Raw genomic sequence first — 14,987 nt, forward strand, 5'->3', positions numbered from 1 at the left:
ATCATCGTGCCGCCCACCGTGATCATCCCTACCTTGCCACCGACCGTGCCGACCGTCTTGCCGGCCGTGCCGGAACCGCAAACCTGGGCCATGCTGCTGGCGGGACTGGCGCTGACAGCCTTCGGCGCCAGAAAACGCCTTGCCAGCAAGCATGCCGCTTGAGGCGTAGCCAGCCGTATGCGGACTTGTTACTATGGTGCATTCCAGACAAGGACCGCCATGCCCGACATCGATAGCCGTTCGACACGTCTCGTTGCACTGCGCAACGAAGGCCGGCACGCGGAAGCGCTGCCGCTGCTGCAACAGCTGTTTGCCGAGGCCGGGCAAACCCTGAATCCGGCAAGGTCGAGCTATTTCATTGTCATGCTGGAGTGGAAGTTTTTGGCCGAGGCATACGCGCCAGCGTACGCCGCCCTGCAGGCGGAGCGTGATGCGCAAATCCAGTTGCTGCTGTCGGGCCAGCATGATTTCGGCCACCACGACAGCCGCGCGCCACAGGCAGGCAGCACGTTTGGCCGCAGGTCGCGCTTCTCTCTCATCGCCGAGATGAACGACACGCTGGGCGATGCCCGCTCCACCGCCGACCTGTTCGCCCAGCTGGACGCCAGCGCCCCCGAACTGGCGCGCCAATACGCTTGGCAAGCCCTGCCAGCTGTTGTCGAGGCGGGCAATTTCGCGCTCGCGGACCGCTATCACCGCGCCCCGCTGGAGCACCTCGATATGGTCAATGCCCTGTCCGCCAGCCTGCCCTTGTTTCCTGCGCCGGGCACGCCTCCGCGCCTGGCGGCGGAGTTGATGAATCTGGCAAAAGACGTGCGGATCGCCGCTGCCATACTGCGTGGACACGGGCAAGGCGCCGAGGCGGACGCACTGGGCGCTGCCTTGCTTGCCGGCCTGGCGAATGACGCCATGCGCACACTGGCACAGCGCGAACTCGAAGCGCCAGGCAGCATCACCGCTGAACTAGTCAACCATCAGATGGCGCAAGAACAGCAAGACCAGCAGACTTAGCCGGCCGCTGCGGCGAACGAAGCGGCGCTATTCGGCGTCCGCCTTACCCAGCAGCAAGGCGGCTGCCTCGCCCGGCAAGGCTTCCACCGATTTCAATTTGCGCGCCATCTGCCGGCTGCGCACTTCCGCGCTTTCGATATTCTTCGCCGCCTTTTCCAGGGTCAGCCGGGTTTGCGACAGCACCTCGCCGAACTTGCCGAATTCCGTCTTGACGGCGCCCAGCACCTGCCACACTTCCGATGAGCGCTTTTCCAGCGCCAGGGTGCGGAAACCCATCTGCAAGCTGTTGAGCAAGGCCGTCAGAGTGGACGGCCCGGCGATGCTGACCCGGTGCACGCGCTGCAATTCGTCGGCCAGTCCCGGGCGGCGCAGCACTTCCGCATACAGCCCCTCGGTAGGCAGGAACAGGATGGCAAAGTCGGTGGTCAGCGGCGGCGCCAGGTATTTCTCGGCGATGGTTTTCGCTTCGCCCCGCACGGCCCGCTCCAGTTCGCGTCCGGCCAGGGCCACGCCGTCGGCATCGGCCCGCTCGGCCGCCTCGACCAGACGCTCGTATTGTTCCTTGGGGAATTTCGCGTCAATCGGCATCCACACGGGCGGCCCGCCGTCGACCATGCCCGGCAGTTTCAAGGCGAATTCCACGCGCGCGCCGCTGCCCGGCAAGGTTTCCACATTCTTCGCGTACTGGTCGACAGTGAGTACCTGCTCCAGCAGCATTTCCAGCTGCACTTCGCCCCACGTTCCCCGCGTCTTGACGTTGGTGAGCACCCGCTTCAAATCGCCCACGCCCAGCGCCAGCTGCTGCATCTCGCCCAAGCCCTGATGGACTTTTTCCAGCCGCTCCGACACTTGCTGGAACGAGGCGGACAGGCGCGTTTCCAGGGTCGCGTGCAGTTTCTCGTCGACCGTCTTGCGCATCTCTTCCAGACGCGCGCCATTGTCGGCCTGCAAGTCGCGGATCTTGTTTTCCAACGTGGCACGCACTTCCAGCATGCGCTGGGCATTCGATTCCGTCAGTTGCGCCAGAGTTTGATTGGTACTCTCGGCAAAGCGCGCCAGGCTTTGCGCCTGTTCTTCGCGTCCGACTTTGCCCTGCGCCTGCATCTGCGTGCGCAGGCTGTCGAGCTGTTGCAGGGTCGCCGCCTGGAATTGCGCCAGGCCCGCCGCCAGGTCTTGCCGCGTGGCCTGTGCCGAGGCCTGCAGCTGCAGCCGCACTTCGCGCTCGACCCGGTCGATGCGCTCCAGGCTTTGCTGCTGGTGCTGCTGCACCAGGGCCAGGGTGGTGGCGCCATCGCCAGCCGCGCCACGCGGGCGCAGCAAGATCAATAGCAACAGGACGATGGCGACGATGGCGGCGCCCAGCAGGCTGTAGAACTCGATTGGGCTCATGGGATCAGTCAGGTTTGTTGCGCATCCAGTCGGCCGTCTGATAGAACGATTCCATCAGGCGCACGCGCAAGGACTCTTCGATACCCGTGTCTTCCATGGCCCAGGCCATGGCGCGCAGCCACTGGTCGCGTTCGCTGGTACCGATGGCATACGGCAAATGACGGGCGCGCAGGCGCGGGTGGCCGAATTTCTCGATATACAAATCCGGTCCGCCCATCCAGCCCGTCAGGAAAAAATACAGCTTGTCGCGCGAGCCGTCCGTCGACGGCGGATGCATGACGCGGATGCCGGCGAACTCGGGCTCGAGCTCCATCAAGTCATAAAAACGGTCGACCATTTCGCGCAGCACGGGGGCGCCGCCGATGGTCTCGTACAGGGTGGGGGCAGTGGTATCAGTCATGGCCGCCATGATAGCGCAAGCGCTGGCGGCCCATGCGGCGCCAGCCCCCTCTGCCACAATAAATGGCAATATACTTGACTAATCAAGCTTTTATCAAATATCATGCAATTTTTAACGAGAGATAAAACAGCATGTCAACCGCCGTCCAACCTCCTTTGCTACGCAATACCAATTTCCGCTGGCTGCTCGGCGGCGGCCTCGTGTCGATGCTCGGTGACCAGTTCAGCATGCTGGCCCTGCCTTGGCTGGTGCTGAGCCTGACAAACGATAGCCTCAGCCTGGGCATCGCCGTGGCCCTGATGGGCGCGCCGCGCGCCGTGCTCATCTTGTTGGGCGGCACCATCGCCGACCGTTACTCGCCCCGGCGCGTGCTGCTGCTGAGCAAATATGCGAACGCCGCCATCCTGCTGGCACTGTCCGGCCTGCTGATGCTGGACCAGGCCAGTGTGGCGCTTGCGTATGCGGCCGCGCTGGCGCTGGGCGTCGCCTCCGCCTTCGGCATTCCCACCGGCACCGCCATCCTGCCGCAAGCCGTGCCGCCGCAAGTGCTGCAAACGGCCAACAGCCTGCAGATGGGCGCGCGCCAGTTGTCCTTGCTGGCCGGCCCGCTGCTGGCGGCGCTCGTGCTCGGCGCCCGCGATGGCGGGCAGCAAACCGGCATGGCGGCGCTGGCCGCCGCCTTTGCCATCGATGCGCTGACGTTTCTGTTCTCGGCCTGGACCTTGCGGCAAGTCAGCCTGCGGCCACTGGCAGCGGCCACGGCGGCGCAAGGCATGTGGCGCGACATGGCGGCGGGCCTGTCCATGGTGTGGCGCGACATGGCCTTGCGCAGCTGCTATGCCTACTGGGCGGTGGTGGCGTTCTTCGTCATGGGTCCGCTGCAAGTGGCCCTGCCCGTACTGGCCAGCGAGCGCCTGCACGGCGCCTCGGCGCTCGGTTTGCTGATGGGCGCGCACGGCGCCGGTACCCTGGCCGGCATGCTGGCGTCCAGCCTGGGTGGCGCCTGGCTGCGCCGCCGCTTCGGCGCCACCCTGCTCGCCGTTGACGCCATCGTCGCCATCCTGCTGATGGCGCTGGGGCAAATCGATACAGCCTGGCAAGGCGCGGCCTTGCTGGCCGTCACGGGATTGCTGGGCGGCTACGTGCAGGTGGCCATCTTTACCTGGATACAGCGGCGCGTGGCGCCCGCCATGCTGGGCCGGGCGATGGCGCTGTTCATGGGTATCTTCCTGGGACTGGCGCCGCTGTCCGCAGCGGCCACGGGCGCGCTGCTGCGCCACCTGAGCGTGGGCGAACTGTTCTGCGCCGGCGGCGCCCTGCTGCTGGCCGCCGCCATCGCCGCCGCCCTGCTCACGGATATTGCGCGCATCGCAAGCACCGATTACATCACCCAAGCTTGAGGACGTCTCACCATGGATAAAACACAGCAAGCTGCCTTGAAAGCAGCTTACCGGCAACAAGCACCCGCGCTGGGCATCATCGCGCTGCACCACCTGCCCAGCGGCCGCACCCTGCTCGAACGCAGCCGCAATGCGCCCGGCGCGCTGAACCGCCACCGCTTCGAACTCGCGCTGGGCTCGCACCGCAATGCGCGCCTGCAGGCGGACTGGCGGCGCGACGGCGAGGCGGCTTTCCGCTTCGACATCATCGACACCGTCAAGCCATCGGCCGATCCCGGTTTCGATGCGGATGCAGAACTGGACGCCCTGCTGGCGCTGCACCAGGCGCAGCTGCTGGAACAGGGGCAATCACGCTATTGAGCGGCCATGCTTTACACTTGCGCACTCACGCACTGCGCAGCAAATGAAAAGGATGTCATGACCGATCTCACTCCCCCGCCGCCGGACGGCGGCAGCGCGCTGGACTTTTGCCTGCGCCTGGCGCGCGCCCAGGCCATGCTCGTGCGCCGCTTCGACAGCACCCTGGGCAATCTGCATGGCCTGAGCTTTGGCGATTATCAATTGCTGTACCACTTGCAGCGGGCGCCCGGCGGACGCCTGCGCCGCATCGACCTGGCCGAGCGCCTGGCGCTGACGGCGTCCGGCATCACGCGCTCGCTGATGCCGCTGGAAAAAATAGGACTGGTGGCGCGCCAGGCCGATGCGCGCGATGCCCGCGTCGGCTACGCCGCCATCACGGCCGCAGGACTGGCATTGCTGACGCATGCGAATACGACGGCGCAGACGCTGGGCCAGGAATTGCTGGGCAATGCCAGCGCGGAACAGCTGGCGCCCCTGTCCCTGCTATTGAACGGCATCGCCGGCAACCAGCCCGGCCAAGTCTGAGGTCTACACCAGCGCCAGCTTGCGCAGGCGCCGCGTCGATGGCCAGCGCGCCATGCCCGTCTCGTCGCGGATGGCGGCGCAGGCGGCCAGCACCCTGGCGCACTCGTCCTCGCGCAAGCCCGCATTCAGGGTCAGGCGCACCAGCGAGCGGTTCTTCGGCGTGGCCGGCGCGCAGAAGACTGCGCCAAAGATGCCGTGCCGTTCCAGCGCCTTGCGCAGGATCAGGGTATCGGGCTCGCTGCCCGCTTCCAGCGCGATGATCTGCTCGGTGCCGTCGCTGACGTTGTAGCCCAGATCCATCAGCCCCTGGCGCAACCGCACGCTGTGGCGGTGCAGCGCGGCGCGGCGGCCATCGGCGGCGCGGATGAAGTCGAGCGCCGCGTCGAACCACGCCAGCTCGTGTTCGAGCAGGCAGGAACTGAAGATGGCGGGCCGCGAGGCGGACAAAAAATATCCCTTGAAACGGGCCGAACAGGTAATCAGCCCGGCCCGGCCCGCAAACGCCTTGGCCAAGGACGCCGTGCGGAAATGCACGCGTTCGGCCAGCCCCAGCTCCACCACCAGCCCCGCGCCCTGCGGGCCGTGCGTACCCAGCGAGTGCGACTCGTCGACGATCAGCATGCTGCCGCTGCGCTCGGCGATTTCCACCATCTCCAGCAGCGGCGCCACGCTGCCATTCGTGCTGTACAGCGCATCAACGATGATGATGCCGGGGCCATGCTTGTCGATCTGGCGCTGCAGGTGGGTGCCATCGTTGTGCAGAAAAGCAACAGGCACGGCTTGCGCCGATTGCACGCCCTCCCACAGCGAAGCGTGCGCCTGCATATCGAGGTACACGGGGATGCCGGGCCCGGCCAGGCTTTGCAGCAAGCCCACGTTGGCGGCCCAGCCCGACTGCGCCAGCACGCACGCTTCGCTGCCCAGATAGTCCGCGAATTTTTGTTCCAGCCGGTGCTGGCGACTGCCTTCCTGCAGGAAGACGGACGACATCAGCATGGCGCCGCCGCCCTGCAAGACGCGCGCCTGGGCCGCCAGCAGCGCCGCCTCGCCGGCGATGTTCAGGTAATCATTACCTGCCAGCATGACCGCACTGGCCGGCATGGCTTGCCATTCATGCAAATGCTGGCCGCCAAGCAGCTTCTCGATGCGCTCGACGTAGTGTTCATCCATGCGCGCATGCACGAAGGCGGGCATCCGTTGTTCGGCGTGGATGGCGCGGGACGACAGGGGGGAAATGGCGTTTAACATAGGAACTCCTGATTGGTTGCGAGGGAACTACCGCATCCAACATGCGCGAGCCATCGGGCAAGAGTTTGATACAGCTCAACAGTTATGCCGATATCCTGCTGATACAGAGGGAACCCGCCGATCATGTTGCATTGACACGCCTCAACGAACGCGCCCCCTGATCATGAAGCATGCGCAGTCCCCTTCCGGAAAACGATGGCAAGGCAAGCTGCTCCAGCCTTTCCTGCATTTCCACGACGCCATCGAACACACGCCTGTGCGGCGCGCACAGGTGCGTAAGCTGGCGCTCATCGGTGCGCTGGGCATGCCCCTGTACTACGCGCTGTGGCATTATTTTTTTCCGCAGGAATATGAATCGTCGCTGCTGCGCATCGTGGCGGCGCTGCTGTTCCTGCCCGCGCTATGGCCCGACCGCTTCAGCAATACCTGGTTCAGCGTCTACCTGTTCCTGGGGCTGACCTTCGAACTGCCGTTTTTCTTCACGTACATGTTCCTGATGAACCATGCCTCGACCATGTGGGTGCATTCGCTGCTGGTGGCGCTGGTCGTGCTGTTTCACTTCGATACGCGTATCGCCATACTCGCCTACCTGAGCGGCACCCTGCTGGCCTGCCTGGCGTTTGCCGTGGCCGGCGATCCCGCCTTCCTGCTCAGCGGCGACGTCTTGCAGCAATTACCCGTGCACTGGTTCACGATTGCCGTGCTGTCCGTGGTCAAGGTGGGGCGCAACGTGGGCGCACAAGAGAAACTGGCCGGGCTGGCGGCTGGCCTGGGCAGCGTGGCACACGAATTGCGCACGCCCCTCGTCAGCGTCGAGGCGAACGTGCGCGGGCTGCAGCGCGGGCTACAGCAAAACATGCAAGACCAGCCACCCGACGCGGCCAGCCTGGAAGCGCTGGCGCGCATCCAGTTCGAAGTGCGCCATATGCACCACATGATCGATCTGTTCCTGCTCAGTGCCAGCGCCGTCAACCGCAAGCTCGAAGCGAACGAAGCGGTGGCCATGCACGACAGCGTGGCGGCCGTGCTGCGCCGCTATCCGTTTACCAGCACGGCCCAGCGCGACATCGTCAAGGTCGACGTGCGCGCCGATTTCACGTTTCCCGGCCAGTCGGAACTGTGCGTGGTGATCCTGCTCAACCTGCTGCGCAATGCCTTGAAAAGCATCCACCGCGCGGGCAAGGGCCGCGTGCGCATCATCATCGATGGCGCCCATCCCGTGCCGCGCCTGCTGTTCATCGACACGGGCTGCGGCATCGCCACCAGCCGCCTGCCGCTGATCTTCGACCGCTTCTATTCGTATCCCTCGCACAACGGCAGCGGCATCGGCCTGGCCCTGTGCCGGCAAATCATGCAAGCCTGGCAAGCGCGCATCCGCTGCGTCGCGCGCGAAGGCGCCTACGCCATCTTCGTGCTGGAATTTCCCCAGCCCCTGCCCGTGCCCACGCACAACCGTTTTCCATCCATCCACCGCGCGAGGTGACGCATGCAACTGCCCGTCTACACCCATCCGACCCTGACCGTACTGATCGACGACAGCGATTCCTTCCTGAAAAGCCTGGCGTTCCAGCTCGATCCCGGCCTGGCGCGCAAGACTTTTCACGACACCAGCAGCGCCCTGCACTGGCTGCGCCAGAGCGCGCAACCGGGCGAAACGCCGCTGCACGTGAACTTCGACACGCAAAACCTGCCGCCCGACCAATGCAACGTGGCGCTCGATATCGAACGCATCTGGCGCATCAGCGGCCAGGCGCAGCGCTTTGCCGTACCCTCCGTGCTAGTGGTCGATTATTCGATGCCGCAGATGAATGGCCTGGAATTTTGCGAGGCCGTGCGCGACCTGCCGTGCAAGAAGATTTTATTTACGGGGGCGGCCGATGAAAAAGTGGCCGTGACGGCCTTCAACCGGGGCTTGATCGACCGCTACATCAAGAAAAGCGACGACGATGCGCTCGACATCCTGGAACAGGAAATCCATGCCCTGCAGCGCGAATTCTTCCTGCAACAAACGGACACCGTGCGCGACTTGCTGATGCTGCACGATTACAGTTTCCTGCAAGACGAGGCGCTGGCCGCCGTCGTGCACGAGCTGTGCCAGCGCCATGGCTTTGTCGAATACTATATTTTTCCCAATCCCAGCGGCATCTTGTTTTTCACGCGCGACGGCCACGCCAAGCTGATGATCATCGAGACGGAACGCAGCCTGCACACGCAATACGAAATGGCACGCGACAGCGACGCGCCCGAATCCTTGCTGCTGGCGCTGCTGGAAATGCGCGTGATTCCCTACTTTTCCGACGCCGACAGCGACGGCATGTACGCGGCGCAGATCGGCGAGAACTGGTTCCGCTACTGCGCCGCGCCCACCATCTGCCTGGGCAGCGTGACGTATTTCTGGGCCCTGTTCGACGTGCCGGCGCACCAGTTGGGGCAAGCAGTCATGTCCTACTCGCAATTTTTGCGCGCGGGCGCGGGCGACAGCATCAGCGCGTAGTAGGCAAATTAGCCCTCACGCAGGGTCTGCAGCGGCGGATGTTTGAGCACGTTGCGCAAGCCCAGCCAGCCGCCGGCGATCGCGCACAAGGCGCCGGCCAGCAGGCCGAACGCCCACACGCCGGGCGCGAAGCTCCAGGCGAACTTGAACTGGTACGTGGCCAGGGCCCAGCCCATGGCGGCCGCGCCCGATGCGGCCAGCAAGCCGGCCAGCGCGCCGACGAGGGAAAACTCGATCAGCTGCGCCTGCGCCAGCTGGCGCCGCGTGGCGCCCAAGGCGCGCAGCAAGCCCGCTTCGCGCGTGCGCTCGTCCTGCGAACCCATCAAGGCCGCATACAGCACCAGCAAGCCCGAGGCCAGGGTGAAGGCGAAGAGGAATTCCACGGCCGTCACCACCTGGTCCAGCACGCCCTGAATCTGTTTGAGCACGCCGCCCACGTCGACCACCGTCAGGTTCGGGTAGTCGCGCAGCAGAGCATTCCCCAGGTCCGCCTGCGCGGGCGGCAGGTGAAACGCCGTGATCCACGTCTGCGGCGTGTCCGCCATGGCGGCAGGGTTGATGATGACAAAGAAATTGACGCGCATCGAACCCCATTCCAGCTTGCGCAAACTCGTGATGGCCGCTTCCACGGGCTGGCCGGCGATGTCGAAGCGCAGCTTGTCGCCCAGTTTCAGCTTCAGGGTCTTGGCGATGCCCTCTTCCACCGACGCTTCGGCAGGCGCGCCTGCCGCATTGGCGAACCACTTGCCGGCCACCAGCTTGTTTTCTTCCTGCATGGTGGCCATCGTCGACAAGTTGAATTCGCGGTCCGCCAGGCCCTTGGCGCGGTCATCCTCGTAGGTGCTTTCCGTGATGGCGTTGCCGTTCACGGCCACCAGGCGCCCGCGTATCATCGGATACAAAGGCGCGTTGGCCACGCCCGCTTGCGACAGGCGCGCGGCGATCGGCTCTTTCTGTTCGGGCAGGATATTGATCATGAAACGGTTCGGCGCGTCCGGCGGCGTGGCATTACGCCAGGCCACCATCAGGTCGCCGCGCACCACCGTCAGCAGCAGCAAGGCCATCAAGCCCAGGGCCAGCGACACCACCTGGATGACGGTGGCGCCCGGGCGGCGCTGCAAGGACGTGACGGCAAAGCGCCAGCCCTGGTGGTTGAAAACGCCGCGCAGGGTTTTCAGCGACTTGATGCCCAGCCAGCCGGCCAGCGCGAACAGGGCGAAGCCGCCGAGGAAACCGGCCGCCGTCAGCAGCGCCAGTTTCACGTCGCCCGCCTGCCACAACAGCAGCACGACGAAGGCGGCGATGCCCAGGCCATACGTGGCCACGGCCAGCGCCTGCGGCGGCTCCTGCTCGCGGCGGATCACGCGGTTGTGCGGGACATTGCGCAACTGCAAAATCGGCGGCAGGGCAAAACCCAGCAAGAGCAGCATGCCGGTGGCCACGCCTTGCAGCGCGGGCAGCATGGACACGGGCGGCAAGTCGTTCTGCACCAGTTTTCCCAATAACTCCAGCAGCACCAGGTGGCCGCCGAAACCCACTATCACGCCGACGACGCTGCCAGCCAGGCCGACGAGCAGAAATTCGATCACGTACATGGCCGTGACCTGGTTTTGCGTCAATCCCAGGCAGCGCAGCATGGCGCACGCGTCCAGGTGGCGCAGCATGAAGCGGCGCGCGGCCATGGCCACGGCGACAGCCGCCAGCATGGCCGACAGCAAGCCGACGAGGGACAGGAAACGGTCGGCGCGGTCCAGGGTCGACTGCATCTGCGGGCTGCCCGATTCCAGCGATTCGATGCGCACGCCCTTGATGGCCTGCGTCTTGATCTGGCTTTCCAGCCTGGCTTGATACTGCGCAAGCTCGGCGGCCTTGGCCGGTGGCGCCGACAGCAGCAGCCGGTACGACACGCGCGAGCCGTTCTGCACCAGCGCCGTGGCGGCCAGGTCACCGAGGGGCAGCATGACTCTCGGGGCGAAGTTCAAGAAGGACGCGCCGCGGTCCGGTTCGCTGGCGATCAGTTGCGTGACCGTAAATGCCTTGTCACCGAGGGTCAGGGTGTCGCCCAGCTTGGCGTTCAGGCTGGACAGAATCGCCGCATCGACCCACAGGGTGCCGGGCGCCGGCACCAGGTCCGTGGGCCGTCCCACGGCATCCTGCGCTTCGCTCAGTTTGGTCGTGATTTTCAGCTTGCCCCGCTGCGGGTAGCCGGGCGAGACGGCCTTGATGGACGCCAGCTGCGACAGCGACTGCTCGCCCTCGCCCGCTTGCGCCATGCTGGGAAACGTCACCGTATCGGCCAGGATGAAGCCGCGCTTGAGCGCCTCGGCGCGCCACGCCGCATTGACGGGCTGGTCGGCGTTGATGACGAGATCGGCCCCCAGCAGCTGGTGCGCGTCGCGGTTCAAACCCGCGCGCAGGCGGTCGACGAAGAAGCCGACGGCCGACAGGGCCGCCACGGCGACGATCAGCGCGACGAGCAGGAAACGCAGTTGCCCGGCGCGCCAGTCGCGGCCGGTCATTTTCAGGGAGAGGCGGAACATGGGCGGCGGGTCTTTATGCGAGTTGGTTGTGATGCGTTATTGCGCGATGCCGTGGGCGGCTGCGTGCTGGGCGAAATACGCATCGACAGTGGCGAGGAAGGCGTCTTTCTGCGCCTGCGGCAGGAAGGCGGCGATGAAACCGTTGCGCGCCAGGCGATGCGCGTGGGACAGGCCCAGTGGCAGCGCGTCGAAGATGGCGTCGAAATTGTCGTTCATGTAGCCGCCGAAATACGCGGGATCGTCCGAGTTCACCGTCACCAGCAGGCCGGCGTCGAGCAGTTGCACCAGGTTATGGTCATGCATCTGGTCGAACACGCGCAGCTTGGTGTTCGACAGCGGGCAGACGGTCAGGGCGATCTGTTCGCGCGCCAAACGGGCCGTCAGTTCCGCGTCTTCCAGGCAGCGCACGCCATGGTCGATGCGTTCGACCTGCAAGTCGTCGAGCGCCGTGCGGATGTAGGCTGGCGGACCTTCCTCGCCCGCGTGGGCCACCAGGTGCAGGCCCAGCTCGCGGCAACGGGCGAATACGCGCGAGAATTTCTCGGGCGGGTTGCCCACTTCCGACGAGTCGAGGCCGATGCCGATGAATTTGTCGCGGTGCGGCAAGGCGTCTTCCAGGGTCTCGAACGCTTCTTCCTCGCTCAGGTGGCGCAGGAAGCACAGGATCAGGGCCGCGCTGACGGGGCTGTCCTGGCAGGCGCGGTGGATGCCGTTGATCACGTCGGCCATGGCCACGCCGCGCGCCGTGTGGGTTTGCGGATCGAAGAAGATTTCTGTGTGCAAGACCTTATCGGCCTCGGCGCGCTGCAGGTAGGCTTGCGTCATGTCGTAGAAATCCTGCTCTTTCAAGAGCACGCTTGCGCCAGCGTAATAAATGTCGAGAAAAGACTGCAAATCCGTAAAAGCATAGGCGCTGCGCAAGTGTTCCACGGATTCATAGCCAAGCGGCACGCCATTGCGCGCTGCCAGTGCGAAAATCAGTTCCGGCTCCAGCGAGCCTTCGATATGGATATGCAGTTCGGCCTTCGGCATGCCGCGGACGATTGCGCGCAATTGGGGGTTCATCATGGGTGTTCCTTATAGGGTGACGATAAAAATGCTGGCTCGCGCACGCGCACGCGCGGCGCGCAGGGCCATCAGACATGCAGGCATCTTAGCGCAAGATGGCCAGCCTCACCGGCGACCGGCCGCCATGGCGCCGGCTGCGGCAGCGCCACGGCCGGCATCGGCACGCGCTGGCGAATTGTCGTATGATGGTTTAAAAGGCCTACAAAGGTTCATTGAAATTGAGGAAAAATTTGATGATTTATCCAATTAAATCAACAATTTACAAACAAGTATTAAGGATATGCTGACATATCTTTTGACTTCCTGATCCTTTAGAGCAATAATTAATTTCATGGGGTAAAGGTAAGTGCAACAAGCGCTATCAACAGTGAAAAAATAAGCCGGCTGGCCACGTCAGCACACGGCATCAAGCGCCAGTTTTTTGGTCCGGGCAATCCGGACTCGCAAAGACAGCCGGGCTTGAAACAACAATAAAAATCGGTACGGGGTACAGAAAAAATTCAGACGGCAAGCCCAGGCGAGTGCCAGGCGGGCGGCCATGGTGACTGGCAGTTCAGGTTTACATTAAAGGACATTGACATGACCATTTTTGATAACTATGCAGCACGCTACGAGCGCACCCGCGAAGAGGAAATGTCGCTCACCGAATACCTGGCCCTGTGCAAGAAGGACAAGCTGACGTATGCCAGCGCGCCCGAACGCATGCTGGCCGCCATCGGCGAGCCGCAGCTGGTCGACACGCGCAACGACACGCGCTTGTCGCGCATCTTCGCCAACAAGGTGATCAAGATCTATCCCGCCTTCCGCGAGTTCTACGGCACCGAGGAAGTGATCGAGCAAGTCGTCTCGTATTTCCGCCACGCGGCGCAAGGCCTGGAAGAACGCAAGCAGATCCTGTACTTGCTGGGGCCTGTCGGCGGCGGCAAGTCGTCCATCGCGGAAAAACTCAAGTCGCTGATGGAACACGTGCCCTTCTATTGCCTGAAAGGCTCGCCCGTCAACGAATCGCCGCTGGGCCTGTTCAACGAGGAAGAGGACGGCACCATCCTGGAAGAGGATTACGGCATCCCGCGCCGCTACCTGCGCAACATCCCCAGCCCGTGGGCCGTGAAACGCCTGCATGAATACAATGGCGATATCAACCAGTTCCGCGTCGTCAAGCGCTATCCTTCCGTGCTGAAACAGATCGCCATCTCGAAAACGGAGCCGGGCGACGAGAACAACCAGGATATTTCCTCGCTGGTGGGCAAGGTCGACATCCGCAAACTGGAAGATTACGCGCAGGACGACCCGGACGCCTACAGCTATTCGGGCGGCCTGTGCCTGGCCAACCAGGGCTTGATGGAATTCGTGGAAATGTTCAAGGCCCCGATCAAGGTCTTGCACCCCTTGCTGACGGCCACGCAGGAAGGCAACTACAAGGGCACGGAAGGCTTCGGCGCGATTCCGTTCGACGGCATCATCCTCGCGCACTCGAACGAGTCGGAATGGAAGACGTTCAAGAACAACCGCAACAACGAGGCGTTTCTTGACCGTATCTATATAGTCAAGGTGCCGTATTGCCTGCGCGTGTCCGATGAAATCAAGATCTACGACAAGCTGGTGGCCAATTCCTCGCTGGTCAAGGCGCCGTGTGCGCCCGGCACCCTGCGCATGATGGCGCAGTTCGCCATCCTGTCGCGCCTGAAAGACCCGGAAAACTCGAGCATCTTTTCGAAGATGCTCGTCTACGATGGCGAAAACCTCAAGGATACGGACCCGAAAGCCAAGTCCATGCACGAATACGTCGATTACGCGGGCGTGGACGAGGGCATGAACGGCCTGTCGACGCGCTTTGCCTTCAAGATCCTGTCTAAGGTGTTCAACTTTGACAATTCCGAAGTGGCCGCCAATCCCGTGCATCTATTATATGTACTGGAACAGCAGGTCGAGCGCGAGCAGTTCGCGCCGGAACTCGAGCAGCGCTACTTCTCGTATATTAAAGAGCACCTGGCGCAGCGCTATGTGGAATTCATCGGCAAGGAGATCCAGACGGCCTACCTGGAAAGCTATTCGGAATACGGACAGAATATCTTCGACCGCTACGTGACGTTTGCCGATTTCTGGATACAGGACCAGGAATACCGCGATCCGGACACGGGTGAAAGTTTTGACCGCGAGTCGCTGAATAATGAACTGGAAAAGATCGAGAAGCCGGCGGGCATTTCCAATCCGAAGGATTTCCGCAACGAAATCGTGAACTTCGGCTTGCGCGCGCGGGCCTCGAACGGTGGCAAGAATCCCGCCTGGACCAGTTATGAAAAGTTCCGCACCGTGATTGAAAAGAAAATGTTTTCGAATACGGAGGAATTGCTGCCCGTGATTTCCTTCAATGCCAAGGCCAGCGCCGACGATGCCAACAAGCACGCCGACTTCGTGGCCCGCATGGTGGAAAAAGGCTATACGGCCAAGCAGGTACGCCTGTTATGCGAATGGTACTTGCGCGTACGCAAGTCGTCATAGCGCGGACAGCGGAGGCGCGTTCCCGCCTGACGACCGGCGGGGCGCGCGAG

General features: G+C 63.5%; 13 protein-coding genes. 8 read left to right on the forward strand and 5 right to left on the reverse strand.

The window, feature by feature from the left end; translation table 11 throughout:
* The first annotated feature begins 66 nt into the window (after positions 1–66).
* Both V3C40_RS05810 and V3C40_RS05815 read left to right on the forward strand, forming a co-directional pair.
* Positions 67–162, forward strand: a complete 96-nt coding sequence (locus V3C40_RS05810) for a PEP-CTERM sorting domain-containing protein (RefSeq protein WP_331777334.1) — start codon at positions 67–69, stop codon at positions 160–162.
* A 57-nt stretch (positions 163–219) separates the two neighbouring features.
* Entirely contained in the window at positions 220–1,011 is a 792-nt protein-coding gene (locus V3C40_RS05815; RefSeq protein ID WP_331776858.1) for a hypothetical protein, read from the forward strand.
* A gap of 27 nt (positions 1,012–1,038) precedes the next feature.
* Here V3C40_RS05815 and rmuC read toward each other — a convergent pair whose 3' ends face one another.
* Together rmuC and V3C40_RS05825 are read right to left on the reverse strand one after the other, a co-directional pair.
* Entirely contained in the window at positions 1,039–2,400 is a 1,362-nt protein-coding gene (gene rmuC / locus V3C40_RS05820; RefSeq protein ID WP_072455416.1) for a DNA recombination protein RmuC, read from the reverse strand.
* A gap of 4 nt (positions 2,401–2,404) precedes the next feature.
* Complete coding sequence (locus V3C40_RS05825; protein WP_034754244.1) at positions 2,405–2,800, reverse strand: group II truncated hemoglobin; 396 nt, start codon at positions 2,798–2,800, stop codon at positions 2,405–2,407.
* Between the two features lie 131 nt (positions 2,801–2,931).
* Here V3C40_RS05825 and V3C40_RS05830 point away from each other — a divergent pair, with 131 nt between their 5' ends.
* Genes V3C40_RS05830 through V3C40_RS05840 form a run of 3 tightly spaced genes read left to right on the forward strand, consistent with a single transcriptional unit; the run spans position 2,932 to position 5,085 of the window.
* Positions 2,932–4,200 (forward strand): MFS transporter, encoded by a 1,269-nt coding sequence (locus V3C40_RS05830; protein WP_331776859.1) that lies wholly within the window; start codon positions 2,932–2,934, stop codon positions 4,198–4,200.
* 12 nt (positions 4,201–4,212) lie between these two features.
* Positions 4,213–4,560, forward strand: a complete 348-nt coding sequence (locus V3C40_RS05835) for a GIY-YIG nuclease family protein (protein WP_331776860.1) — start codon at positions 4,213–4,215, stop codon at positions 4,558–4,560.
* A 57-nt stretch (positions 4,561–4,617) separates the two neighbouring features.
* Entirely contained in the window at positions 4,618–5,085 is a 468-nt protein-coding gene (locus tag V3C40_RS05840) for a MarR family winged helix-turn-helix transcriptional regulator (RefSeq protein WP_331776861.1), read from the forward strand.
* Positions 5,086–5,088: 3 nt separating this feature from the next.
* Here the strand turns inward: V3C40_RS05840 and cqsA are convergent, their stop codons facing one another.
* Positions 5,089–6,333, reverse strand: coding sequence for an alpha-hydroxyketone-type quorum-sensing autoinducer synthase (gene cqsA, locus V3C40_RS05845; RefSeq protein WP_331776862.1), 1,245 nt, complete (start codon positions 6,331–6,333; stop codon positions 5,089–5,091).
* 163 nt (positions 6,334–6,496) lie between these two features.
* Here cqsA and V3C40_RS05850 point away from each other — a divergent pair, with 163 nt between their 5' ends.
* Positions 6,497–7,816, forward strand: a complete 1,320-nt coding sequence (locus V3C40_RS05850) for a sensor histidine kinase (protein ID WP_331776863.1) — start codon at positions 6,497–6,499, stop codon at positions 7,814–7,816.
* 3 nt (positions 7,817–7,819) lie between these two features.
* Positions 7,820–8,827: a response regulator gene (locus V3C40_RS05855; RefSeq protein ID WP_070303594.1), complete on the forward strand. Its 1,008-nt coding sequence runs from the start codon at positions 7,820–7,822 to the stop codon at positions 8,825–8,827.
* A gap of 8 nt (positions 8,828–8,835) precedes the next feature.
* Here the strand turns inward: V3C40_RS05855 and V3C40_RS05860 are convergent, their stop codons facing one another.
* Together V3C40_RS05860 and V3C40_RS05865 are read right to left on the reverse strand one after the other, a co-directional pair.
* On the reverse strand, positions 8,836–11,367 hold the full coding sequence (locus tag V3C40_RS05860) for an ABC transporter permease (RefSeq protein ID WP_331776864.1): 2,532 nt from the start codon (positions 11,365–11,367) through the stop codon (positions 8,836–8,838).
* Positions 11,368–11,403: 36 nt separating this feature from the next.
* Positions 11,404–12,435 (reverse strand): adenosine deaminase, encoded by a 1,032-nt coding sequence (locus tag V3C40_RS05865; RefSeq protein WP_331776865.1) that lies wholly within the window; start codon positions 12,433–12,435, stop codon positions 11,404–11,406.
* A gap of 579 nt (positions 12,436–13,014) precedes the next feature.
* Here V3C40_RS05865 and V3C40_RS05870 point away from each other — a divergent pair.
* Positions 13,015–14,937 (forward strand): PrkA family serine protein kinase, encoded by a 1,923-nt coding sequence (locus V3C40_RS05870; RefSeq protein WP_034754154.1) that lies wholly within the window; start codon positions 13,015–13,017, stop codon positions 14,935–14,937.
* The last annotated feature ends 50 nt before the right edge of the window (positions 14,938–14,987 follow it).

The organism is Janthinobacterium sp. LS2A, from assembly GCF_036543145.1.
GTDB lineage: Bacteria > Pseudomonadota > Gammaproteobacteria > Burkholderiales > Burkholderiaceae_D > Janthinobacterium > Janthinobacterium aestuarii.

Coding starts and splice junctions, on each gene's coding strand:
- V3C40_RS05815 (WP_331776858.1), top strand. CDS start 220: ATGCCCGACATCGATAGCCGTTCGACACGTCTCGTTGCACTGCGCAAC.
- rmuC (WP_072455416.1), bottom strand. CDS start 2,400: ATGAGCCCAATCGAGTTCTACAGCCTGCTGGGCGCCGCCATCGTCGCC.
- V3C40_RS05825 (WP_034754244.1), bottom strand. CDS start 2,800: ATGACTGATACCACTGCCCCCACCCTGTACGAGACCATCGGCGGCGCC.
- V3C40_RS05830 (WP_331776859.1), top strand. CDS start 2,932: ATGTCAACCGCCGTCCAACCTCCTTTGCTACGCAATACCAATTTCCGC.
- V3C40_RS05835 (WP_331776860.1), top strand. CDS start 4,213: ATGGATAAAACACAGCAAGCTGCCTTGAAAGCAGCTTACCGGCAACAA.
- V3C40_RS05840 (WP_331776861.1), top strand. CDS start 4,618: ATGACCGATCTCACTCCCCCGCCGCCGGACGGCGGCAGCGCGCTGGAC.
- cqsA (WP_331776862.1), bottom strand. CDS start 6,333: ATGTTAAACGCCATTTCCCCCCTGTCGTCCCGCGCCATCCACGCCGAA.
- V3C40_RS05850 (WP_331776863.1), top strand. CDS start 6,497: ATGAAGCATGCGCAGTCCCCTTCCGGAAAACGATGGCAAGGCAAGCTG.
- V3C40_RS05855 (WP_070303594.1), top strand. CDS start 7,820: ATGCAACTGCCCGTCTACACCCATCCGACCCTGACCGTACTGATCGAC.
- V3C40_RS05860 (WP_331776864.1), bottom strand. CDS start 11,367: ATGTTCCGCCTCTCCCTGAAAATGACCGGCCGCGACTGGCGCGCCGGG.
- V3C40_RS05865 (WP_331776865.1), bottom strand. CDS start 12,435: ATGATGAACCCCCAATTGCGCGCAATCGTCCGCGGCATGCCGAAGGCC.
- V3C40_RS05870 (WP_034754154.1), top strand. CDS start 13,015: ATGACCATTTTTGATAACTATGCAGCACGCTACGAGCGCACCCGCGAA.